Annotated in this window: 23 protein-coding genes and 1 pseudogene; 22 read left to right on the forward strand and 2 right to left on the reverse strand. The window is 60.9% G+C overall.

The window, feature by feature from the left end; genetic code table 11:
• Window positions 1-253: 253 nt before the first annotated feature.
• The 14 genes from A5906_RS05365 (at window position 254) to A5906_RS05430 (ending at window position 12,964) form a co-directional block, all read left to right on the forward strand.
• Window positions 254-676 (forward strand): CopG family transcriptional regulator, encoded by a 423-nt coding sequence (locus tag A5906_RS05365; RefSeq protein WP_080134256.1) that lies wholly within the window; start codon window positions 254-256, stop codon window positions 674-676.
• 382 nt (window positions 677-1,058) lie between these two features.
• Window positions 1,059-1,718, forward strand: a complete 660-nt coding sequence (locus A5906_RS05370) for a hypothetical protein (protein ID WP_080134257.1) — start codon at window positions 1,059-1,061, stop codon at window positions 1,716-1,718.
• Between the two features lie 103 nt (window positions 1,719-1,821).
• Complete coding sequence (locus tag A5906_RS05375) at window positions 1,822-3,117, forward strand: MFS transporter (RefSeq protein ID WP_245326601.1); 1,296 nt, start codon at window positions 1,822-1,824, stop codon at window positions 3,115-3,117.
• A 404-nt stretch (window positions 3,118-3,521) separates the two neighbouring features.
• Window positions 3,522-4,442 (forward strand): P-type conjugative transfer ATPase TrbB, encoded by a 921-nt coding sequence (gene trbB, locus A5906_RS05380; RefSeq protein ID WP_080134236.1) that lies wholly within the window; start codon window positions 3,522-3,524, stop codon window positions 4,440-4,442.
• Window positions 4,439-4,765, forward strand: coding sequence for a TrbC/VirB2 family type IV secretion system protein (locus A5906_RS05385; protein WP_080134237.1), 327 nt, complete (start codon window positions 4,439-4,441; stop codon window positions 4,763-4,765). Before trbB ends, A5906_RS05385 begins: the two co-directional genes overlap by 4 nt.
• Entirely contained in the window at window positions 4,765-5,028 is a 264-nt protein-coding gene (locus A5906_RS05390) for a VirB3 family type IV secretion system protein (RefSeq protein ID WP_080134238.1), read from the forward strand. Before A5906_RS05385 ends, A5906_RS05390 begins: the two co-directional genes overlap by 1 nt.
• Before the next feature lie 9 nt (window positions 5,029-5,037).
• Window positions 5,038-7,476 (forward strand): conjugal transfer protein TrbE, encoded by a 2,439-nt coding sequence (trbE, locus tag A5906_RS05395; RefSeq protein ID WP_080134239.1) that lies wholly within the window; start codon window positions 5,038-5,040, stop codon window positions 7,474-7,476.
• A complete protein-coding gene (gene trbJ, locus A5906_RS05400) occupies window positions 7,473-8,207 on the forward strand; it encodes a P-type conjugative transfer protein TrbJ (protein ID WP_080134240.1) in 735 nt (244 codons plus the stop codon). The genes trbE and trbJ overlap by 4 nt, the downstream gene beginning before the upstream one ends.
• Entirely contained in the window at window positions 8,207-8,578 is a 372-nt protein-coding gene (trbK-alt, locus tag A5906_RS05405) for a putative entry exclusion protein TrbK-alt (protein ID WP_080134241.1), read from the forward strand. The genes trbJ and trbK-alt overlap by 1 nt, the downstream gene beginning before the upstream one ends.
• 3 nt (window positions 8,579-8,581) lie before the next feature.
• Window positions 8,582-9,817, forward strand: coding sequence for a P-type conjugative transfer protein TrbL (gene trbL, locus A5906_RS05410; RefSeq protein WP_080134242.1), 1,236 nt, complete (start codon window positions 8,582-8,584; stop codon window positions 9,815-9,817).
• A 40-nt stretch (window positions 9,818-9,857) separates the two neighbouring features.
• Window positions 9,858-10,538 carry a conjugal transfer protein TrbF gene (trbF, locus tag A5906_RS05415; RefSeq protein WP_080134243.1) on the forward strand — a complete coding sequence of 227 codons (681 nt, stop codon included), beginning with the start codon at window positions 9,858-9,860 and terminating at the stop codon, window positions 10,536-10,538.
• Window positions 10,539-10,540: 2 nt separating this feature from the next.
• Complete coding sequence (trbG, locus tag A5906_RS05420; protein ID WP_080134244.1) at window positions 10,541-11,515, forward strand: P-type conjugative transfer protein TrbG; 975 nt, start codon at window positions 10,541-10,543, stop codon at window positions 11,513-11,515.
• The gene (locus tag A5906_RS05425) at window positions 11,512-12,717 is read left to right on the forward strand and encodes a TraB/TrbI/VirB10 family type IV secretion system protein (protein ID WP_080134245.1); all 1,206 of its coding nucleotides are present in this window, start codon (window positions 11,512-11,514) and stop codon (window positions 12,715-12,717) included. The genes trbG and A5906_RS05425 overlap by 4 nt, the downstream gene beginning before the upstream one ends.
• Window positions 12,718-12,721: 4 nt before the next feature.
• Window positions 12,722-12,964, forward strand: a complete 243-nt coding sequence (locus A5906_RS05430) for a DUF2274 domain-containing protein (protein WP_080134246.1) — start codon at window positions 12,722-12,724, stop codon at window positions 12,962-12,964.
• A gap of 617 nt (window positions 12,965-13,581) precedes the next feature.
• Here the strand turns inward: A5906_RS05430 and A5906_RS46320 are convergent.
• Window positions 13,582-13,635 (reverse strand): annotated as a pseudogene (locus A5906_RS46320) (hypothetical protein); the annotation flags it as partial.
• 945 nt (window positions 13,636-14,580) lie between these two features.
• Window positions 14,581-14,973 (reverse strand): avidin/streptavidin family protein, encoded by a 393-nt coding sequence (locus A5906_RS05445; protein ID WP_080134247.1) that lies wholly within the window; start codon window positions 14,971-14,973, stop codon window positions 14,581-14,583.
• A gap of 263 nt (window positions 14,974-15,236) precedes the next feature.
• Between A5906_RS05445 and A5906_RS05450 the strand changes: the two genes are divergently transcribed.
• The 8 genes from A5906_RS05450 to tnpC all read left to right on the forward strand — a co-directional run.
• A complete protein-coding gene (locus tag A5906_RS05450) occupies window positions 15,237-15,767 on the forward strand; it encodes a hypothetical protein (protein ID WP_080134248.1) in 531 nt (176 codons plus the stop codon).
• A 2,258-nt stretch (window positions 15,768-18,025) separates the two neighbouring features.
• Window positions 18,026-18,193 carry a helix-turn-helix domain-containing protein gene (locus A5906_RS42445; protein WP_161495367.1) on the forward strand — a complete coding sequence of 56 codons (168 nt, stop codon included), beginning with the start codon at window positions 18,026-18,028 and terminating at the stop codon, window positions 18,191-18,193.
• Window positions 18,183-18,590 carry a hypothetical protein gene (locus A5906_RS41080; protein ID WP_136614989.1) on the forward strand — a complete coding sequence of 136 codons (408 nt, stop codon included), beginning with the start codon at window positions 18,183-18,185 and terminating at the stop codon, window positions 18,588-18,590. Before A5906_RS42445 ends, A5906_RS41080 begins: the two co-directional genes overlap by 11 nt.
• Window positions 18,591-19,078: 488 nt before the next feature.
• Entirely contained in the window at window positions 19,079-19,324 is a 246-nt protein-coding gene (locus A5906_RS05475; protein WP_080134252.1) for an aspartate 1-decarboxylase, read from the forward strand.
• A gap of 207 nt (window positions 19,325-19,531) precedes the next feature.
• The gene (panB, locus tag A5906_RS05480) at window positions 19,532-20,404 is read left to right on the forward strand and encodes a 3-methyl-2-oxobutanoate hydroxymethyltransferase (RefSeq protein WP_080134253.1); all 873 of its coding nucleotides are present in this window, start codon (window positions 19,532-19,534) and stop codon (window positions 20,402-20,404) included.
• A gap of 258 nt (window positions 20,405-20,662) precedes the next feature.
• Complete coding sequence (gene tnpA, locus A5906_RS05485; protein WP_080134254.1) at window positions 20,663-21,085, forward strand: IS66-like element accessory protein TnpA; 423 nt, start codon at window positions 20,663-20,665, stop codon at window positions 21,083-21,085.
• Window positions 21,082-21,435, forward strand: coding sequence for an IS66 family insertion sequence element accessory protein TnpB (gene tnpB / locus A5906_RS05490; protein ID WP_080134255.1), 354 nt, complete (start codon window positions 21,082-21,084; stop codon window positions 21,433-21,435). Before tnpA ends, tnpB begins: the two co-directional genes overlap by 4 nt.
• 69 nt (window positions 21,436-21,504) lie before the next feature.
• Window positions 21,505-23,048, forward strand: a 1,544-nt coding sequence (gene tnpC / locus A5906_RS05495) for an IS66 family transposase (RefSeq protein ID WP_136614990.1), incomplete at its 3' end; no start/stop codon positions are given.

Genomic DNA, 23,048 nt, shown 5'->3' on the forward strand with positions numbered 1-23,048 from the left:
CCTCGGCCGCGCTGCTCACGAGCCGCAAGCGCAGGAGCGAGGACCCGAATGGGGGCCTGCGCCGGGAGCCGGAACTGCCGCGGCATGAGGAGATTGAGGTGACGGTGCCGCTTGCCGAAACCGAGTTCGATGCGGGGCTGGATGACGGCGACGCTGACGCCGTCCAGGCACAAGCCTTCAGCCAGTCTATGCAGGGCGTTGCGCGAAATGTCAGCCTCGATCCTGACGATGGCATGGACCTTTGAGCCTGTCGATGAAGAAAGTTCAGCTCAGCATCTATCTCGATCCGGCGATCTCCAAGAACCTCGACACCTTCGCGAATCATCGCGGCCAGCCTAAGTCGCTGGTCGCGGAGGCGGCGATCGCCTCATTCCTTTCGCCCGATGATTCCGAGCGGCGCGAGGCGGCCATCGCCAAGCGGCTCGACCGGATCGCGCGCGGGCTCGAACGGCTCGAGCGCAATGATGCTGTAACACTCGAGACGATCGCGTTGTTCATCCGCTTCTGGCTGAACTCGACCCCGGCGCTCCCAGAACAGTCAGCTGCGGCCGCGCGCGCCAAAGGAGCTGAGCGTTACAGCCGCTTTGTTGAAGCGCTCGGACGGCGGCTGTCCAGTGGATCGACCCTTCTCAAAGAAGTGAGTATGGACGTTGATGCCTCTGAGAAGCCTGGGTGAAAGGACTTATCCGTACCATCGAGGGACTCTAACGGCTCCCGATTTCGGCGGGCCCCATCCAGAGATAGGTGTTTCCTGCAGCGGCACGCTGCCGTGAAGGAAGAGAGGGGCTGGCGCCTTGTTCAAGTCTAGCGCATCCATAGCCAAGTTTGTGATGTTGCTGCCAGCCGAACAGGTTGGGCTTTGACCAAGCCGTCCAATCCTTTCTTTGCCTGCGCCAGAGTACGACAAGTCTGTCTCTGCAGTTGATGTGACGCTCGGCCTGCCTCTTCTGTGAGCCATCGTCGCTGGGGGCGATTCATCGGGATCGATCGGATCTACGGCGCGCGCTGCACGCGCTGTGGCGTGGCTCTGTGCGGTCACAAAGTGGAAAACCAGAAATATGCAAGGCGATGAAGAGCTCGAAGGCTACCCCAGTTCGGTGTTGAATGAAGTTGGTAGCCATACCCAGCCGAACTCGAACGAGGGTTCGAAAACCAGGAAAATCACGGTTGAGCTTTCCGAGAGCATGTTCCAGCGCCTTGAAGCAGCCAGCAATCGCCCGGGGGCAGAAAAGAGCACGGTGGTTAAGACGGCACTTGAGCGCTTCCTCGATCCTGGGCCGGCGACCGACGGGGACGTTCATGAGGCTCTCGATCGCATGAATGGCCAGATCGAAAGGATCGAGCGCGATACTGCGATCATCGCCGAGACGGTCGGTCTGCATGCGCGCTATCACCTCACGGTGACACCGCCCATGCCACCATCGGAGCAGCGCGAGGCTTGCCTGCTCGGCGAGCGGCGCTTCAACGCATTGGTCGAGCAGGTCGAGCGCCGGGTCCGGCTCGGACAGCCATTGATACGGAAGACCATCCAGCGGCTGGCAAGAACAAGCCCGCCTGCATCTGAATCTGATGGTGCAGCACGCATGCTGGCCTCGGAGCCATCAGATCAGGAAGCTTCGCCGGCAGCCGCCGTGGGTTCAGACAGCGAGCCGCGCGCTGCCGCCGAGGAGGGCGGCAGCAATCTAAACTTTCACAAGCTGCCGAATTCCTTCTGTTGAGCTGGCTGACAGGGCCGGGAGAAGCGCGCCGGAACAAAGGCCGAGCAAAATAGCGTCCGGAAAACCCCTCGAGCGCCTTCCAGCTTGGCGGCTCGTCACTTGCGTGTTTCTTCCGTTTGCGGCCGGGTACTACCTGTCCTACCTGTTCCGGACGATCAACACGCTGCTCGCTGAACGCCTCACCTCTGCTCTTGGCCTTGGCGCGGCCGATATTGGGTTGCTTACGTCGATCTATTTTCTGATCGTCTTGGTGGTCCAGATTCCCATCGGCATGTGTTTGGACCACTTCGGACCGCGGCGGGTTCAGAGCGCACTTTTGGGCGTTGCCGCTGCGGGTGCCGCGCTCTTTTCGCTGTCTTCAGGCGTCCTGTCGCTCCTCGTTGGCCGGGCCATGATCGGGCTTGGGACCGCGGCCGCACTGATGTCAGGCCTGAAAATCATCGTCCTCTGGTTTCCGAGGGAGCGTATGGCGCTTCTCAATGGCCTCATGATTATGCTGGGTTCATTGGGGGCGGTGACAGCAACAGCCCCTGCCGAGGTGGTCCTGGAATGGATCGGCTGGAGGGGCCTCTTCGAGGCACTGGCCGCGGTGACCGCGCTTGCTGCCGTCCTGATTTACCTTGTGGTTCCTGAACGATCCGCGGCGTCTCTACCACACGCCAGGTTTGCCACACTGAGAACCATCTATTCGGATGCGCGCTTCTGGCGAATTGCGCCTCTGTCGGCGACCTGCATCGGATCAGCCTGGGCATTGCAATCCTTGTGGGCGGCACCCTGGCTGAGCGATGTCGAGCGGCTGGACCGAACAAAACTCGTCGATGAACTGTTTACGATGGCTGTTGCGCTGAGCGTCAGTGCACTGTTCCTGGGCCTGCTTGCAAATGGGGTTCGCGGCCGCAGCAAGGCAACGGAAGTTCTCTTTGCGTTCGTCGCGGTGTTGTTGATCGGAGCTGAGCTCGTGCTGATCCTGCACCCTCCCTGGCCCTCGCTCCTGCCCTGGTCCGCCGTTTCCGTCGCAGCGTCAGCGACAGCTCTGACCTACGCCATCATAGGAGATTATTTCCCGATTGCACTGGTGGCGCGGGCGAACGGCGCTTTGAACGTCTTGCAATTTGGCTGGGCATTCATCGTGCAATACGGAACGGGACTGATTCTCGAGCAATGGCCTCTCGACGCAGGGCACTATCCCTTGATCGCCTACCAGACAGCTTTCGGGGCGAACGTGTCGCTGCAGCTCGCAGCGCTTCTCTGGTTTGCTGTGCCGTGGCTCGAAGGCCTGACAGGGAAAACCCGGGCATTGCTCGTAGGCGAGGGATCTGGGTTATGGATCCTGGATGACGTCATCGTACCGCCGGCTGAGCTTGTCATCCTGGAGATGGGTGAAGGCGGAGAGTGGTGAGGGGAGGCTACCGTTCGGCTGCTATGCCCTCACTCTTGGGCCTGACAGGAACGGCTGCGGCTTCCGCCATACGCCGAGGCGGGGCGCAAGCTCGTGGATGGCGTTGGTCAAGCCGCGGGCTCTGTCGTCCTGCGGGCGTGATGAAGATCAGTCGTGGGAACGCCGGCCTATCATTGGGCTGACGCCATAACGCCCCGTCTTCGGCCTGTCGAAACATTCTATCCGAACCTTTCTTCTTCTACGCCAGACTACGAACGGGGTGGACCCGTTGTTGCGATAGCGCAGGTTCTGCTTTTTCTACTTATCCCCACAGAGGCCGCTGATCGTCAGCTGTCTCGGTTGTTTTGGGGGCAGGCGTGGTCATCCACTCACTTCATTCAGAAGCTGTGCTACGCGGAGCACGCATGCTCCGCACGGCGCTCGGACCTGCGATCGCAGGCTTCCTTGAAGATCCATCCATCGTCGAAGTGATGCTCAACCCTGATGGCCGGCTGTGGATCGATCGGTTGTCGGGCGGGCTGACGGACACCGGGGAGAGCCTGCCTCCCGCCGACGGCGAGCGCATTGTCCGCCTGGTCGCGCACTATGTCGGCGCTGAAGTTCACCCTGGTTCACCCCGGATCTCGGCCGAGCTCCCGGAAACGGGTGAGCGTTTCGAAGGCTTGCTGCCGCCCGTCGTTACCGCGCCGGCGTTCGCGATCCGCAAACCCGCAGTCGCTGTCTTTGGCCTCGATGACTACGTCGCTCGCGGCATCATGAACGCAGAGCAGGCGGGCGCGCTGCGCGAGGCAGTTGCCGCAAGGAAGAACATCCTGGTCGCGGGCGGCACTTCGACGGGAAAGACGACACTGACGAATGCCCTTCTTGCCGAAGTCGCTAAGACGTCAGACCGGGTCGTCCTCATTGAAGATACCCGCGAGCTTCAGTGCCAGGCGCCAAACTTTGTGGCGCTGCGAACGAAGGACGGCGTCGTCTCGCTGTCCGACCTGGTGCGCTCCTCGCTGCGTCTCCGGCCTGACCGCATCCCGGTCGGCGAGGTGCGGGGCGCCGAGGCGCTCGATCTCCTGAAAGCCTGGGGCACGGGCCATCCTGGCGGCATCGGCACGATTCACGCCGGCACTGGGCTTGGAGCTCTGCGGCGGCTCGAGCAGCTCATCCAGGAGGCCGTGGTGACGGTCCCGCGCGCGCTGATCGCGGAGACCATCAACGTCGTCGCCGTGCTGTCTGGCCGTGGTGCCGAGCGGCGCTTGAGCGAGCTAGCCTATGTGACCGCGCTCGGACCATCGGGTGATTACAGCCTGTCGAAAATCGGAGATCAGTCATGACAACGCGATCATCTCTTGGGAGAGGTTTCTTCTCAGTCACCGCATTCGCGGCGCTTTCCCTCCTAGCCGAACCGGCATGGGCCGCCGGCTCAAACATGCCGTGGGAGCAGCCGCTGAACCAGATCCTGCAATCGGTTGAGGGCCCGGTCGCAAAGATCATCGCGGTCATCATCATCATCGTCACCGGGCTCTCGCTGGCCTTCGGCGACACGTCCGGCGGGTTCCGGCGCCTGATCCAGATCGTGTTCGGCCTGTCGATCGCCTTCGCGGCTTCCAGCTTCTTTCTCTCGTTCTTCTCGTTCGGCGGTGGGGTGGTGATCTGATGGATGAGCCAGTCGCAGGGTTTGCCGCGCCCGTCCATCGCTCGCTCACCGAACCAATCCTGATGGGCGGCGCGCCGCGTTCAGTTGCCATCCTCAACGGCACATTGGCCGCAGCGCTCGGCCTCGGCCTGCGCTTGTGGCTGGCTGGCCTTCTCCTCGCCTTCATTGGCCACATGGCCGCGGTCTGGGCCGCCAAGCGTGATCCAGAATTCGTGGAAGTCGTGCGCCGCCATGTTCACGTCCCCGGTCATCTCAGCGCCTGAAGTCGGTCCATGATGAATCTTGCCGAATACCGTCGCTCAAACACGCGCCTTGCCGACTTCTTGCCTTGGGCCGCCCTGGTCGATGAGGGAATCATCCTCAACAAGGATGGCTCTTTTCAGCGAACGGCCCGATTCAGAGGGCCAGATCTGGACAGCGCCGTGCCCGCTGAGCTCGTCGCCATCGCCGCCCGGCTGAACAACGCGCTGCGGCGTCTCGGCTCCGGGTGGGCCGTCTTCGTGGAGGCGCAGCGGCATTCTGCGGGACGCTATCCCCCGGATACATTCCCGGATATCGCCTCCGCGCTTGTGGATGCGGAGCGCAAGGCGCAATTCGAGGAAGCCGGCAGCCACTACGAATCAAGCTACTACCTGACCTTCCTCTATCTACCGCCGGCCGAGAGCGCGGCGCTGGCAGAGCGTCTCCTCTACGAGGGTAGCCATCGCCGTGCCGCAGCGGACGCGCGAGAGGTGCTTCCCGGTTTTGTGGACCGGACTGCCCGGGTGTTGCAGCTCATTGAAGGCTTCATGCCGGAATGTGGCTGGCTCGATGACGAGCAAACGCTTACTTACCTTCACTCGACAGTCTCGACCAAGCGGCACCGTGTGCGGGTGCCGGAAATCCCGATGTATCTCGATGCGCTCCTTGCCGATCAGCCGCTCACCGGCGGGCTGGAGCCGATGCTGGGGGATGCGCATCTGCGCGTGCTGACGCTCGTGGGATTTCCGAGCGCGACCACGCCGGGAATTCTCGACGATCTTAATCGCCTTGCCTTTCCTTATCGCTGGTCGACGCGGGCCATCATGCTCGACAAGACCGATGCGACAAAGCTTCTGACGAAAATCCGGCGGCAATGGTTTGCAAAGCGCAAGTCGATCGCCGCGATCCTCAAAGAGGTGATGACGAGCGAGGCTTCCACCCTTCTGGACACCGACGCTCACAACAAGGCCATGGATGCTGACAGCGCGCTCCAGGAACTCGGCTCGGATCATATCGGTGAAGCCTTCGTAACAGTGACCGTCACGGTCTGGGACAGGGATCCTCGCGCAGCCGACGAAAAGCTCCGCCTCGTCGAAAAAGTAATCCAGGGCCGGGACTTCACCTGCATGGCTGAGACGGTCAATGCCGTCGAGGCCTGGCTCGGCAGCCTGCCGGGACAAGTCTATGCCAACGTCCGCCAGCCTCCGATCTCGACCTTGAACCTTGCCCATATGATCCCGCTCTCTGCCGTCTGGGCGGGAGAGGTGAGGGATGGCTATTTCAAGGCGCCTCCACTGTTCTTCGGCAAAACGGAAGGATCGACGCCATTCCGCTTCTCACTTCATGTGGGGGATGTCGGTCATACCCTGGTGGTCGGGCCGACGGGCGCCGGCAAGTCGGTGCTGCTCGCGCTCATGGCGCTCCAATTCCGCCGTTATCCGCAGAGCCAGATCTTCGCCTTCGATTTTGGCGGCTCGATCCGCGCAGCCGCAATCGCGATGGGCGGCGACTGGCATGACCTTGGCGGCGCGATTGCCGGCAAGTCCGCCGACCCTGTCGCCCTTCAGCCGCTTGCGCGCATCGAGGACGTCGGTGAGCGCGGCTGGGCCGCCGATTGGATCGCCTCGATCTTGAGCCGCGAGCGCATCGACGTCACGCCCGACACCAAGGACCATGTCTGGTCTGCATTGACGTCGCTTGCCTCCGCGCCAGCCGGGGAGCGGACCCTGACCGGCCTTTCCGTTCTGCTCCAGTCCAATGCGCTCAAGCGTGCCTTGCAACCCTTCTGCCTGGGTGGTCCTTTCGAGCGGCTCCTGGACGCGGAAGGCGAACGGCTGGGAGACGCCTCCGTTCAGGTGTTCGAGACCGATGGGCTGATCGGGACCGATGTCGCGCCGGCGGTCCTCTCTTATCTGTTTCACCGGATTGAGGACCGGTTTGATGGCCGTCCCACGCTGCTCATCATCGATGAGGGCTGGCTTGCGCTCGATGATGCCGATTTTGCCGGCAAGCTCCGCGAATGGCTCAAGACGCTGCGCAAGAAAAACGCTTCGGTCGTGTTTGCGACCCAGTCGCTGGCAGATATCGATGGCTCAGCCATTGCGCCCGCCATCATCGAGAGCTGCGCGACCCGGATCCTGTTGCCGAATGATCGCGCGATCGAGCCGCAGATCTCAAGCGTTTACGGGCGGTTCGGACTGAATGACCGCCAGATCGAAATCCTCGCCCGAGCCACGCCCAAGCGCGACTATTACTGCCAGTCGCGCCGGGGCAATCGGCTGTTCGAGCTCGGCCTCGGCGAAATCGCGCTTGCCTTTGCTGCCGCGTCTTCCAAGACCGATCAGGCTCTGATCGAGCAAGTCCTCGAACAGCACGGAAACAACGATTTCGTCACGAATTGGCTGAAAGCGCGAGGTCTCGGCTGGGCCTGCAATCTCATTCCGCAGCTTGCGAAAGGAAACCTAATATGAACCGTCTCCGTTGGCTGACGGCAGCCAGCTTGATCGCCGTGGCCGTCATGCAAGCGCCCCGTGAGGGCAAGGCGCAGTGGATCGTGTTCGATCCCAACAATTACGTGCAGAGCGTTCTGACCGCCACGCGCGAGCTGCAGCAGATCAACAACCAGATCACCTCTCTGCAGAATGAAGCGCAGATGCTGATCAACCAGGCGAAAAATCTGGCGAGCCTGCCGTATTCATCATTGCAGCAGCTGGAGCGGTCGATCCAGCGCACTCAGCAGCTGCTCTCGCAGGCCCAGCGGATTGCCTACGACGTCCAGCAGATCGATCGCGCCTTCTCGACAACTTACGCCCCGGCATCATCGAGCATGTCCGATGGGGTCATGGTCGCCAACGCGCAAGCTCGCTGGCAGAACTCGGTAGCCGGGCTGCAGGACGCCATGCGGGTACAGGCGACCGTTGTCGGCAACCTCGATACCAACAGGACCCAGACGTCGGCCCTCGTCACCGCGAGCCAGGGCGCATCAGGCGCACTCCAGGCGAGCCAGGCCGGCAATCAGCTCTTGGCGCTGCAAGCCCAGCAGCTCGCGGACCTTACCGCTGCCGTGGCCGCGCAAGGCCGTGCGCAATCAATTCAGGACGCGCAGCGGGCAACTGCGCAGGACCAGGGAAGGGAGCAGTTGCGGCGCTTCCTGAGCCAGGGACAGGCCTACCAACCAACAACCGTGCAGATGTTTCACTGATGATGAAGATCAGACTTGAACGGCTGCCGGGAACGGCAGCAGTGGCACTCACCGTGGTCGTCGTGGCGGCATGCGCCATTCGCCTGCGCGGCGATGAGAGCACACCCCGAGCTTCCGGGCTCGCTCCCAAGGCCGAAGCGGCTGCGGCAAAGCTCGATCAATGCCGCACCGCCACTGAGGCGCAGAAAGAGGCCTTCCTCGAGTGCCGGAAGATCTGGGCCGAACAGCGCAGCCGGTTCTTGGGAGGAACGGGCTCCTCAAACGGCTCCGAGAGCCGGACGGGTTGCGGTGCATCGGCAGCTCCTCTGCCGCGCAAGGACGAAAGCCGTCTCCCGTCCGCCTTACCATCCATTCCGAGCCAAAGCGAGTGAGCCATGGGCGGCACAGGGGTCATCGACCAATTCCTCGAAACCTTCACGCGCTATCTCGATTCAGGCTTCGGCCTCGTCGGTGGAGAAGTCGGCTATCTCGCCACCACATTGGCCGCGATCGACCTTACGCTCGCAGGCCTGTTCTGGTCATTTGGGAGCGAAGAGGACATCATTGGCCGGCTCGTCAAGAAGACGCTGTTTGTCGGCGTCTTTGCCTATCTGATCGGCAATTGGAATAGCCTTGCCCGCACCGTCTTCGAGAGCTTTGCAGGCCTCGGCCTGAAAGCCTCTGGCACGAGCCTCTCATCGGCAGATTTCCTGCGCCCAGGCCGCATTGCGCAGGTCGGGCTCGATGCCGGCCGCCCGATCCTGGATTCCATCTCATCCCTAATGGGCTATGTCAGCTTCTTCGAGAACTTCGTCCAGATCGCGGTTCTTCTGTTCGCCTGGATCGTGGTGCTGCTGGCGTTCTTCATTTTGGCGATCCAGCTCTTGGTCACGCTGATCGAGTTCAAGCTGACGACCCTTGCCGGATTCGTCCTGATCCCCTTCGGCCTGTTCGGCAAAACTGCCTTTGCGGCGGAGCGGGTGCTGGGCAACGTGGTCTCCTCCGGCGTCAAGGTCCTGGTTCTGGCGGTCATTGTCGGCATTGGGTCGACCTTGTTCTCTCAGTTCACAGCCGGCTTCGGCGCCAATCAGCCGACCATCGAGAATGCGATGGCCTTGGTTCTCGGCGCTCTTTCCTTGCTTGGTCTCGGCATCTTTGGGCCTGGCATTGCCAACGGTATCGTCTCTGGCGGCCCGCAGCTTGGCGCGGGTAGTGCACTTGGCACTGGGCTGGCCGCCGGTGGTGCGGTCGTCGCTGGCGCCGGCCTTGCCGCAGGCGCCGCAGGTCTCGCCGGCGGGGTCATGGCGGGCGCCGTGCGCGGCGGAGGCGCGATCGCCGGTCGCGCCGGGAACGTATTTCGGGCCGCTCAGGCATCCGGCTCCGAGGTGACGGGCTCGACTGCTGCAAGTCCTCTGCGCTCGCTCGCAGGTGGTCTTGGCGGAAGAACGAGCGATGCCGGGAAGGGGGAAGGGGAGTCTTCTGCTGCTTACGACGGCACCCCCGCATGGGTTCGCCGAATGAAGCGGGCGCAGACCCTCCAGCATGGGGCATCAGCGGCAACACACGCGATCCGCTCGGGTGATCACGGCGGAGGCGGCGGATCCGTCGACCTTTCGCAAGGAGATCACTGACCTTCTCTCTTTCAACTCAGCCATCTCTTGGGGGCAAACGATGTTCAAACGATCGGCCGTTCACTATGGCCGCACACCACAACCCGTCACTCCTTACCAACGAGCCGCCCAGGTCTGGGACGACCGCATTGGTGCGGCGCGCGTCCAGGCCAAGAACTGGCGCTTAATGGCGTTCGGCTGTCTTTTCTTATCGGCAGGTTTTGCTTGCGCTTTGGTCTGGCAGTCAGCGCACGGCACGATCACACCTTGGGTAGTCGAGGTCGATCAGCTAGGCGAAGCCAAGACCGTGGCGCCGGCAAATGCCGCCTATCAGCCGACCGATCCGCAGATATCGTTTCACCTGGCGCGCTTCATCGAGCAGGTGCGGGGCTTGCCGATGGACGCCATCGTCTTGCGGGAAAACTGGCTGCGCGCCTACGACTTTACGACGGACCGGGGCGCGGCAGCCCTCAATGACTACGCCCGCAACAATGACCCGTTCGCCAAGCTCGGCAAAACGCAAATTGCAATCGAGGTTTCGAGCGTGATCCGGGCTTCGCCCGAGAGCTTTCGCCTGGCGTGGATCGAACGCCGTTACGACAACGGCCAGCTTGCCGCGACCGAGCGCTGGAGCGCCATCCTGAGCGTCGTCGTGGAGATGCCGCGTGATCTCGACCGGCTGCGCAAGAATCCGCTTGGGATCTACGTCAACGCAATCAACTGGTCGAAGGAGCTGGGCTAACAATGCTGTCAGATCTTGTCCTTGCGCCACGGAAAGTGTGGCCGCGCCTGCCTCTGGCTCTTCTGGTCGGTGTGTCCAGCCTTGGCGGCTGCACAACGTTCAAGCCGCCGCAAATCAGCTATGATAGCGAGCTTCCGCCTCCGCTAGATACGCCGGCGCTCAGCGACGATCGTCCGCGGCCGTTGCATGTGCCGCCCGGCTGGAAAGCTGCACACGGCGGCAAGAGCGCGGAAGCCAAGGAGCCCATCGAGCGTATCGAAACCGCAAATGATGCAGCACGCGTGCAGCCGCGTAAGACCGGCTACTTCAACGCAGTGCAGGTGTTTTCCTATAGCCCCGGCGCACTCTACCAGATCTATGCCGCCCCGGGACAAATCACGGATATTGCGCTCGAGCAAGGTGAGCAGCTGATCGGCTCCGGACCGGTTGCCGCTGGTGACACAGCAAGGTGGGTTGTCGGCGATACCGAAAGCGGCAACGGCGACACACGCCGGGTTCACATCATGGTCAAGCCGACGCGGCCGTCGATCGAGACCAATCTCGTCATCAACACCGACCGTCGCACCTACCTCCTTGAGCTCCGCTCTCGTGAGAAGCCTTATATGCCGTCGGTCGCGTGGTTCTACCCAGAGGATCGGACAGCGCACGGCCGGGCTCTGCCGCCTGCGCCCTTTATCCCGGATCTGGCAGCGCGTCGCTATCGCTATGTCATCGAAGGCGACAACCCGCCCTGGCGCCCGGTCAACGTCTATGATGATGGCCGCAAGGTCTATGTCGAGTTCTCGCCCGGAATCGTCCAGGGCGAGATGCCGCCGCTATTCGTGATCGGGCCTGACGGCAAGGCCGAGCTCGTCAACTACCGTGCTTACGGTAACCTCCTGATCGTCGACCGGCTGTTCGCGGCCGCGGAACTGAAGCTCGGCGAGGAACACCAGCAGAAGGTCAGGATCGTAAGAACCGACGGGAGGTCCCTGTGACCGATTCAGGCCAAGCGAATGACACCCCTAACGATGCGCCTCGCATAAAGCCGGCGGAAGAGAATGCGCAAAGCCTGCGGCTTCGGCCAGACCGGCCGCAGGTGGTGCGCCTGTCGCGCAAAGTGCTTGCGGGTGGTAGCGCGCTTTTGCTCGTGCTCATCTCCGGCGCGGTGTACTGGGCGCTGCAGGGGAGCCGATCGCGTAATGCCGCCCCGGAGGAGCTCTACGCAACCAATCACCACAACGTCGCCGATCAGCTTGCAACTCTGCCGAAAGACTACACCGAAGTCCCAAAGGGCGTGCCACGATTAGGTCCCCCTTTGCCCGGCGATCTCGGCCGGCCAATCGTCGCTGCGCAAGGCGCTTCGAGCTCCAGTCCGCTTGGCGTAGATGCGGAACAGCAGCGGGTCAACCAAGAGAGCGAGGCGGCACGCACCAGCAAAGTGTTCGTCAGCACCAACGTCCGCCCGCCGGCCGCTAGGACGGCGGCTAATGAAGCACGGTCGAATGCCGCGACAGCGACGGATGAAGCGCTCGCCCAGAATGGACAGGACCGAAAACTTGCGTTCCTAAGCGAAACGGTCGACCGCCGGATGACCAGCCCGGATCGCTTGGCCAGGCCAGCTTCGCCCTTCGTGGTCCAGGCGGGAACGGTCATTCCGGCCGCCCTCATCACCGGCATTCGCTCCGATCTGCCCGGCCAGATTACCGCGCAAGTCACAGAAGCGGTGTACGACTCTCCTACAGGGCGAGCTCGCCTTATCCCGCAGGGAGCGAGGCTGGTCGGCACTTACGATAGCCAGCTCGCATTTGGCCAGTCTCGCGTGCTCCTGGTCTGGACCCGGCTCATCATGCCGAACGGGCGTTCAATTGTGCTCGAGCGCCAGCCGGGGGCCGATGCAGCAGGTTACTCCGGCCTTGAGGATCAGGTCGATAAACATTGGAAAGAGTTGCTGGGAGCAGCTGCGCTGTCAACACTGCTCGCCGTCGGCACGGAGGTGAATTCGGGGGCGGACACGGGTAGCACCAACAGTGACCTCATCGCGGCGCTCCGGCGAGGGGCGGGGGATTCCGCCAATCAAACCGGCCAGCAGCTGGTTCGCCGCAATCTCAACATTCAGCCAACGTTGACGATCCGTCCGGGATTTCTCGTCCGTGTAATTGTCAATCGTGACTTGGTGCTCGAGCCGTATAGGGGATGAGGAAATGGCCAAGCTGAAAATCGGAGCGATCGAAGACGATAAGCCGGTCAAGGTCGCGCACGAGCTGCCGGCGAGCGTCCACCGGGATCTTGCCGCCTACGCTGAAATTCTTGCGCAGGAGACTGGTCAGCCTATTCAGGATCCCGCGAAGCTAATCGCGCCGATGTTGGCGCGATTCATGGCAGCCGATAGACATTTCCGAAAGGCTCGACGTGTGCATCAGCCTCCCGGCCGAGGCGAAGGGTAGTGCTCAGAGAGCAATTTCAGGAAGAGCGCTCCTCTCAGTTCGCCTCAGAGTTCAGGGCGGCGCGCAGCCGAGCCTTTTCCAACCGCGACCTTAGCCCACTAAGGCAGCCAGCCAATCTGGCAAATTCCTGAATGCTACTCAACTCTCATCAGCTTCGCGACAGCGTTGACGGGAACACCATCTTCCTCTTCCAGTTCAATCAGCGCCATCGTCGCCACACTCAGACCACTCGTGCCGGTTAGATGTTTGGGAGGATATGAGCCAGCCCGGCCCCGAGTGTACCACGCAACTTCATCCAATCGTTGTGATCAAATACGTCAAAAACTCAAGATCTTTCGCGGGGGTTCTGTCTGTGCTGGGCCTCATACGCATTTAATCCCCAGATGCAGCTTGCGAATGTCGCGAATCGGCCAGTTCAGACTTGCGCAGAATTGGCCGACCCCCACCCTCCGCACCAAACCCGCGCTTTTTGGAAGGAGTCGCCTCGCATTGTGGTGACTTGGTCCTAATGAACCATTGCTCCCCTCGCGCGCGAGGTAAGTCATCTTATCCGGAGATCTTCTCCGGACAGTTTGCCGGACCTGCCCGTCTTGCGCTCGAAGCTGATCCAGGGCCCCTCAGCAAGAGCGGTGTGCGGCTGCGCTCATGTGCACGAGTACGTCGGCTTCGCCATCATCGGCCTTAAGAAAGCCGTAGCCCTTTGTTGCGCGTGAACCACGTCACAATACCGGTTGCCACTACAATATCTTTATATCAAGCGATTGCGATCTAAGCATGGTTTGCGGAGGCATCAAGGCCGTGCGCGTACGTCAATGCGATGTTGCCGCGGCACGATGAAACCACATCGTCGCCGGTCGCGAACTTGACAGAATGGCTAGGTGGATCGGCCATCGCGCGCCCTCAGCCGTTTCCGTCGGCTATGCCTACGACTGGTGCCGTGGCCTCGTCGGCTCGAGGGAAGCACAGAAAGCTGACCTGCCGCAGGCTCCCCACCCCTGCATTCGGGTGTTCGATCCTGAGAGGTCGGTGGGCCCGTCTGTTCCAACATAGCAAGAAAGGCCCGGCCTTTTTCCGTGATGATCCATTGTCCGGGTTCGCGCGTAACCAGGCCTTGTCCGAAAATATTGAGGTCTGGCACCCGCGCCGCAAATCGCTTCATACGATCGGTCCACTCCGGACCACTGGTGTAGAACACCGCCAAGTAATGCTTCAGGACGGCCAGACTCGCACGGCCCTCCGGTTGGCCGGCGAGAATTTTAAGTATCGAGACCTGAAAACTCACTTTCTCCAACCAAACGCGATAGCACCCGAGCCGCATATCTTAGCGGCACCTGCCGAACCCCGCGCTCGACTTCGAAAAAAGAACCTGAAAACAATTGCTGGTGTGGGTCCGGCAAATTGGAACGCATGCTTAGCCTATCCTTGCCGATCTGGGGAGGCCCTTTGATCCTATATTCCTCGACCGTTCCTGCGGTGCTTGCTTGCTCTCAAGCATCGAGCCAGACTGATCGAGGGCAGCCCAGAGCTTGGCGAAACGGAGCTTGCGGGTCGCAGAGAGGCCGATTCACGCAAGCGAGTTTTCGATCTAAGGTCGCGGCGTCGCACCAAAGGTGCGTCTACCATACGCGCGTGAATGTATCGGTCCCCTTCAACTTGCTGGGCCTGCCATTCTTATCAACGTAGAACAGTGTCCATGACGTTGGCATTTGAGGCCCGATGAGCTTTCCAACCCACCGGGTGAAAGAATTGCACTGACCAAAAGTAACAACAAAATACAATCCGGTTGGGCCAACGGCTCCGGTGGCGGGATAAGGCATACCCTGGCAGGCAAACCCTTGAGCATGGTTAGTGAAGGTCCCTTGTATGGCCCCGCCATTGGCGGACCACACAATCAGCTCCGACCCTCGTTCATTTCTCCAGTATGAGGGAGCGGGAAGCCCCTGCGCTCCGGCCTGAGCGATGGCCAAGAAAAAGTAAGCGATCAGCAAAGATGCCAGAAGTCTCTTCATATTGAAGCCCCGAAAGTGTTCGCCCAAACGTCGCAATTTGGATCGCCAGTCTGATACGATCTGAGGTGACGTTCGCTGCTCTTATCTCGCATTCGGCGAAGGATTGCGGCGCACAGGTGCGAGTTCATGCTGGATCTCGACGTCGCTTCAGCTTCGCGGCTCTGAAATTACAGCCGGTCTGCCTAGGCGGCGCCCGGCCGCAGCTCTTGACCGTTGCCTATTATTGCACGAGAAGCAATAAAGTCTGGGAATGGCAGCTGAGAATGATGGACGTGATTGATGAGGCGAACGCCTCAGAGTTACCGCGCGTTTTGCACAAATCCTCACGGCGCTTGTCTTGGGTTCTTGCCCTCGTGGTCATCTCCTTTGGTCTATGTGCCGTGGCAGCCTATGTTTGGACTAACATGGAGACAATTTGGGAGAGATCGTCGCAGCGTGAGCCTGCGCCAATGCTCAGCTTGTTACCTGAGGATAGGGAAGCTCTGTCGGAGATCCGATCAGGCCAACAGAAGGCGAGCGATGAAATTGCAGAATTCAATCGCAATATCAGTGCGCAGCAAGCCGATTTGAAACGAATGGCAGCCCAGATCGAGGCGCTCACTGCGAAGATCGAGACCTTGCAGAGTTCACCCGTTGCTGCCTCTGCTGCTGCCACCGCGCCGGCTCCTTCGCCGCCTGCGGCCCATTCCGTATTGAGGCCAGCCAAGAGAACGGTCCAGCCCTCTAAACCAGAAGGGCCGATTTCGGTTGGCGGCGCGCCGCTGATCCCTGAGCCAGGCTCTGGCCAGCATTGATATAGACCCGCCTTGTCCTGAACCGGCTTCGTAGCTGTAACGCTTCTGGCGTTGCGTAGTGCGGCCCTGCCTAGATAAATGGCCCTAAGGAGTCCACGCGCAGAAGAATGCCTGGTTGGCTCAACATAGTTCGTGATCCTCTATTTTCGGCAGTCGATCGCTATGTCCGTCTCTGACGCATTCTCTCTCGTTCGCAGCCGGTGAGAGGTGACCAACAGTTTCCCGATTGCTCTGCATGACCACCAACGTTGGTAGGTGACCCGCGGCCGCTCTCTCGCTAAAGTCCACTGTACCGGGAGGCGACGGGCCTCACGGGAAAGCCGGGTGAGTTAGCCTTGTGATCCCGAGGCTGACTACTGAGCCAGCGGCGGGTGATAGGGACAGCGCCTTCCTTGCTCCAATGGAGGGGGCCGAGTCACGACGCCCTAGCTTTCCGGCGAAGCGGATGCGGCAGAGATAGCGCATTTGGCCACTCCCTCCCCCGTGGACATAGGCGCCGAGTCGCATCCGCGCTGTTTTCTCTTGGATTCGTCAATTGCGTTCAGTTTTCACGGCTTACCGGCCGATGGGCGTATTTGACGCATCTTGACGAATCGATACGCAATCGTCCTCGACGCGCGAAACGAGAGTGGAGCGCCACCGGGTAAGCGGCGCGAAGTATTAGGACGCAACTTATACGCGATCCGAATGTGCAGCCCAACACGGCCGAAGAGTCGCACGAGCCGGGCAACGTGAGGTCGTAGGAAGAATTGTCATAGGCGGGCGGTGGATTAGCTGATCGCCAATCCCGCCCGCCGCCCCGGTGCGGCTGCCGCTGATCGCGAGCGCGCCAGCGTCTTTTCTCTGAGGCGTAAACTTCGTTATTGTTTTCAGCAGCAAGCGGTCCCACACGGGCCGCTCTTTTGGTTTGTGCTGCGCAGGTCTGTCAGCTTTCGGTAAGGCAGCGCCGATAAAGACTCGTTGGGCTTAACGGGGCGTGGCAGGGACGGCGCATGAGCTGAAGGACCACCATGCGCCGAGGCACGCTTCCTTTAAGCTCATAGGCAGTGCGGATGCGGCAGGGCCAGTGCCTCATGTTGCCCCCCAAAGGCCGTCAGGCGCTGAGCCGCGTCCGCGCTGCTACCAACTCCGGGGTTAGTCCTCGTTCCGGCGATTTTGCTCGTTTTGCGAGCGATAAGCTCCCGATCAGCTTCTTGCCGCGGCTTACTTGGAGCAGTTAGCGGGGCGTGGCAGGATCAGCGCTGCCTCTGTGTATGGTGAGGGATAAGCGCCGGGACATGTTCCGCTAAGTTCAACTGGCCGTGCCGGCAGGGCATGGACAGCGTCTACTCCAGCGCAACGAAACGGCGCCAGGTTGCGCCCGCACTGCTTGCGATTAATCACCACCAACACTCAGGGAGGGAAAGGAGATTGTCTGCCTGAATGCCGTCCGTGGTTGCCTTGATGCACTCGTATTCGCCATGCGTGGCGACGATGACGCTGAGAGCGTGATCGGTCCTTCAACGTAGTACTCCCACTCGGCGCTTTCGAGGTCTCGGATGATCCTTCCAGCGCTTAGCTTCCATCGCCTTCAGTCTGAGTTTACCCCGCCCACATTGTTACTTCTCTGATGGGCCTTGGCCTGTCAGTCTGGTTCATGCAGCACACACGTGTCTGGACACATGCTGGTGCCTCCAGTTCTTTGAGGCGAAGAGCCAGCTTAGAGAGTGGCCGACGAGGAGGGGACCGACCGATTTTGGTAGGTGCCCTGCGGTACTTCTCGAGAATAAACTTAGTAGCCCTTGAGAATTTGAGCCTCTTGGGAGCAAAGGTGGCCAGCCCTCGTCTTCGTGACCGGGTTGGCCACCAGCTCTTGCGACACCCTCCACAGGGCAGCTACAGTCGAACAAATGCATAAATTCGAGCGGCACATCACGTCCCTGCGGTCGCAAGCGCTTGTGGTACTTGCAGCCAATCAGGCCCGTGCCGCTGATCAGTCTCTGGGACTATCAGATCGCAAAGCCGCGACCTTTAACGTCGACGAGGTTCAGGCAATGCTAGCCATACTCGATTGCATGAAACCCAACCCGCGGCCTGAGGAAGCACGGCAGATCGCTGCGCGCATACGCGCGATTCTAGAGGGGCCATATAGGTGTCAGCCGGTTCGGATAGGATGTCTGTGAGACGACGACTGGGTCTCAGCTTTCAGCGGGGTTGTGCATCCGGTCCTGAACGAGAAAGCTGAAGTTGTCGAAGCTTAGCCTATCCCGGAGGACCGAATGGACACCCATAAGAATGGCCCTTTGACGCCGAAAGGTAGAGAGGCCATGGTGCGCAGCCTGATCGTAGGTGCCCTGACGAAGGCTGCGGCCGCGCAATTTCATATTGGCGAAGACCGTCGCCAAGTGGCCAAGCGTTTCCGCGAGGAAGGCCTGGATGGGCCGTGATCGCTCCACAAGACCTATTTCATCGCCAAGCCAAACCTTGCCTGCCACAGGCGCCGAAGTCGGAGCGTGCGCCGGCAGCGCCACAGGCGAACAAATCGCAATCAATGTCGGCATCTCGCCGGAGTCCGTCAGCCGCATCCTGCGGCGGCTAGGATTGAACCGATTGCGCATCCCGCAACCGGCCGAGCAGGTGCGGCGCTATGAACGTGAACATCTCGACGTGCTGATCTGGATCGATATCAAAAAGCCCCGCAAGTTCAACCGTGTAGGCAATCACATCGGTGCTGACCGGACTGGACAAAGCAGCTTGGGGGCTCGCGGCGAAAGACATGGCTGGAAGTATGGACGTCTGTATCGACGATGCCTCGCAGATTGCCTTCAGCGAGCTGGTGAATAGCGACCGACCGGGCTGTGCCGTGACCTTCCTAAAAGCTGCGATCGCCTACTACACAAGCCTCGGCTCAACCTCGGATCGGGCATGACCGACCTCGGATCATGCTACACATTCCTTTTTTGCGCAAAACGTGGAAACGCCCCGATCTCAAGCATACCCGCACCAACCCCTATAGGAGCTCTTTAGCGATCCAAATCTGCTGCTACGCCCACCTGCAAGCGCGATCTATGTCACGCCGGCGTATGGCGTCACCGCGGGAATGCAACTGATGAGCTGCTCTAGAACCAGCCCGACCGCTCGCCGACCGCGACAGCCGGGGAGCGGGTCAACCGAAGCCGACCACGCCCCAACACCAACACAAGCCAGTCTCCTGGCGGTGATGGCGCAACCAATGGCATTTTCATCCATCAGCGGGTCATTTTCGGGCCGTCGATTTCTTTTTTCTTCTCCAGGTTGACAATCTTCTTCCACGCTCCTTAGGAAGTGCTGATATGCAAAGCTTCAACGTTTTTCAGATGAGAAAAGTAGACGCTGCAAAGGATGTGACGGAGGGCAATCTTCAATGCCACGGTTCCAGCACCTTCGGTCCAGATCACTGTTTCGAGGCGGCCGTTCCACCAACGGACCTAGTAGAGATCTGGAAGGAGAACTCCGGCGGGCGGATATCGAGCTATGTCATTCTGGGCGCACGCCGCTGGCGTTGCTGGGTTCTCGACGGCGCTGTTGCTCGAATCTGACGAGCCCGTGACCAACTCATTGCTTGCTGTTGTCCTTCTTAGACCAGCAGCGAATAGTTAACGCCCGATCGCAGCAACCAGACTGCTGATCGCCTGACATACTCGATCGCTTCGAACGCTGAGGATCGGTATGTCTTCCAAATCGTCGGCGAGTTGGGTGAAGTCAAAGCTTTGCCACTTCGCTCGCAAAATCGAACTGAGGTCCAAATGAGCCACGTCTCGGAGCAGCTGATCGATCGCATCACAATTCCACTGCTGCAGCGGTGGAAGCAGGACGGCCGGCGTCTCGTCATGACGACTGCCTACGACGCGGTTGCGGCGCGTATCGCGGATCTTTCCGTCGACATCATTCTTGTCGGTGACAGTGTGGGTAACGTTTGCCTTGGATTCGAAAACACGCTTCCAGTGAGCGTTGCGATGATGAACCATCATTTGGAAGCCGTTGCGCGCACTAAGCCTCGTGCTCTGCTCGTCGCCGATATGCCGTTTCTTAGCTTCCACGTCAGCGTCGAGGAAACCATACGCAATGCCGGCGGATTCCTGCAGCGAGGCGCAGCTGCGGTAAAACTCGAGGGCGGCGGCAAGAGAATCGAGATGGTACGTGCCCTTGTCGATTGCGAGATTCCCGTGATGGGTCACCTTGGCCTTATGCCCCAGAGTGTCAATGTCATGGGCGGCTTCAAAGTGCAGGGCCGGAAAGCGGATGAAGCGCTGCGTTTGCTCGATGATGCTCACCGTCTGCAGGAGGCCGGCTGTTTCGCCTTGGTATTGGAGGGCATTCCGGCTGAGCTTGCTGCTCGAGCAAGCGCTTCCTTGACAATACCGACGATCGGAATCGGCGCCGGCCCGGACTGTTCAGGGCAGGTGCTCGTGTTTCACGACGTGCTCGGCCTAACTGAAGGTCGTCGCCCCAGATTCGTTCGCGCCTATGCGGAAGGCTTTCAGCAGTTGCATGACGCGCTTTCGCGCTGGGCCGCCGATGTCCGCGGTGGTGCATTTCCGGGACCGCAAGAGTCCTATCGACTTCCCGAAGGAGTCGGCGAGGCAGTTGCCAACTGGGCGCCGTCCAACCCAACCTGATGTAGAGTTCGACCTGCAAATCATCACGAAGGTCGCTGAATTTCGCCGCACTCTCGGAAAATCCCGCAGCGCCGATCAGCGCGCTGAATTCGTGCCAACATGGGCTATCTCCACGACGCCACATGACACTGATCGCGGCGAGCCAGGCGCAATGCGACGTCACCGGCGTCAGCATCTTCGTAAGCGCTAAGCGGGAACCCTTGCTTCGGGACTGGGATGGCTGTGCGAAGAAGCCTCCGGTTAGGACGGAGGCTTCGGATGGGATTGGACAGCAAAAAGGACGTCTATTTGGACGGCTCATCGGCGGGGTCGGTGAGCCGGCTGGAGATTCTTGAAGGGCCGTCAGGACGTCGTGTGCGGTCGGAAGCTGAGAGAGCGCGGATCGCCGCGGAGAGTCTGTCGCCCGGCGTCCAGGTATCCGAGGTAGCGCGCAAGCACGGAGTGACGCGCTGGCAGGTCTACGATTGGCGACGGCGGCTTCGACAGCGAGGTATGTTGCCGCCGTGCGAGGCGTCTCCACCAACGTTTGCGCCGCTGGTTGTGGAAGATGCGTTGAAGGAGCGTCAGGCTCCGGCGGTCAAGCTTGAGATTGCGATCGGCGATGTCGTGCTGCGGACTGACACAGCCATAGATGCTGACCAGCTATCCCGGGTGATCCGTGCGGTGCGAGCGTCACGATGATCGCGGCCGGTGCTGATCTGAAGATTTACGTTGCCACGCGGCCGATCGACTTCCGCTGTGGCCACGACGGGCTTGCGGCGAAGGTACAGGAGATGCTTCGTCTCGATCCGTTCAGCGGCGCAGCCTTCGTGTTCCGATCGAAACGAGCGGACCGGATCAAGATTTTGGTCTGGGATCGAACGGGTCTGGTGTTGGTGCACAAACGCCTCGAAGGTTGCAAGTTCGTTTGGCCAACGATCGCGGACGGAGTGATGCGCATGTCGCCGGCGATGTTCGCTGCCTTGTTCGAAGGGCTGGATTGGAGATTGGTCCGCCCGGAAGAAGCACGGCGCCCGCAGGTGGCGGGATAACTGCGGCAGAATGACTCGGCAGCTATTTTGATCGTGGCACGGGCGGCGGCGATGTGCTCGAAATAGCGCATGAGCATCGCGACACTGCGCGACGAAAACGAACGCCTAAAGGCGCTTCTGGCGCAAACGCAGGCGGCCTTGAGCGAGCATCAGGGGGCACTGGCGGCATCGGAGGAAGCGCGGCGTCGGCTGGAGGTCATTCTCGGCGAATTGCGACGCGACAAGTTCGGCTCGAAATCCGAGAAGCTACGACCAGATCAGTTCCATTTGCCGCTCGAAGACGTGGAGATCGCGCAAGGCATTCTGGACGCGGCGCAGGAAAGAGCCGAGAAGGTCATCCAGGGTCGATCGCGCAGCGATCCGGACGATCGAGGCTCCCATCGCAATCGCGGCTGTCTGCCTGCCCATTTGCCGCGAGTGGAACGGATCATCGAGCCTGCGAGCACGCTCTGTCCGTGCGGTTGCGGCGCCATGACGAAGATCGGCGAGGACGTCAGCAAGCGACTCGACGTGATCCCGGCGCAATGGCGCGTGCTGGTCACACGCCGCCCGAAATACATCTGTCGCCGCTGCTCGGGCCCTGTCGCGCAGGCGCACGCACCGGAACACGTCGTGCCCGGCGGGCTGCCGACCGAAGCGGCTATCGCTCATGTGATCGTCTCCAAGTTTGGCGACCACACGCCGTTTTATCGTCAGGCCGAGATCTATGCGCGTCAAGGCATTCGGCTTGATCGGGCGACTCTGGGCAACTGGTCCGGCCGCGCCTGCTTCCATCTTCAGCCCATCGCGGACCACATGCGCCGCCACCTGGCCATGGCGGATCGCCTGTTCATGGACGAGACCACGGCACCGGTGCTTGATCCGGGGCGAGGTCAAACGAAGAAAGGCTACTTCTGGGCGATCGCGTCAGACGACCGTGGCCACAGCGGTCCAAGTCCACCGATCGTGTTGTTCCGATATGCCCCCGGTCGCAGCGGCGCCTTCGCGGAGCAGTTCCTGGACGGCTTTGGCGGAAGCTTCCTGCAATGCGATGCCTACGACGGGTATGACCGGCTGACCGAAGTCGTTCGACCGCAAGGGCCTTGGACGCTCGTGCATTGCTGGAGCCATTTGCGCCGGCGCTTTGTGAAATTGGCCCGCAACAGCAAGTCGCCGATCGCCGAGGCCGCCATTCGGCACATCGCGCAGCTTTACGCCATCGAAGCCATGGCGCGCGGTGCATCGCCGGACATCCGGCTGGCCGCGCGCAAGGAGCACTCGCTGCCCATGGTCGCCGCGTTGAAGTCCTGGTTCGAGAAACAGCTGTCGATGATCTCCAGCGGTTCGACGCTCGCCGAGGATATCCGCTATGCGCTCAATCATTGGCAGGGGCTGACCCGCTTCCTCGAAGACGGGCGTCTCGAGCTCGACACCAACCCGGTCGAGAACGCCATCCGGCCGATCTGCTTGACCAGGAAAAACGCGCTCTTCGCCGGACATGAAATCGGGGCGGAAAACTGGGCTTTGCTCGCCTCGATCGTCGCCACCTGCAAACTCAACGACGTAAACCCTGCTGCCTACATCGCCGAAACACTCGAGGCGATCATCGACGGCCATCCCCACAGCAGGATCGA

The sequence above is a fragment of the Bradyrhizobium sacchari genome, from assembly GCF_002068095.1.
Lineage (GTDB): Bacteria > Pseudomonadota > Alphaproteobacteria > Rhizobiales > Xanthobacteraceae > Bradyrhizobium > Bradyrhizobium sacchari.